We start from the raw sequence: 222 nt of genomic DNA on the forward strand, positions 1-222 counted from the left end.
TCGCAAAGCCGATCGAGCCTGCACCCGTCGCCGGCCCGCAGGGTGGCAGCGTGACCATCGTCGAGCCGGTCCGCAAATCTGCCGCGCCGACGCCAGTGCAGCCCAAGACTGTTCCCACGCCGGAAGCCGGCAGCGTCACGGTGGTAGACGGGCCGCGCAAGCAGATCATAACGCAGAGCCCGGACGCCCCGGTCGACACCGCACCCGTCGAGGTCATGGCGG

The 222-nt window shown here is 70.3% G+C and carries 1 protein-coding gene; it reads left to right on the forward strand.

The window, feature by feature from the left end:
• On the forward strand, positions 1-222 hold a 222-nt coding region (locus AX681_RS22605; protein ID WP_443026350.1), incomplete at both ends, for a hypothetical protein.

The sequence above is a fragment of the Sphingomonas sp. CCH9-E2 genome (assembly GCF_001557215.1).
GTDB lineage: Bacteria > Pseudomonadota > Alphaproteobacteria > Sphingomonadales > Sphingomonadaceae > Sphingomonas.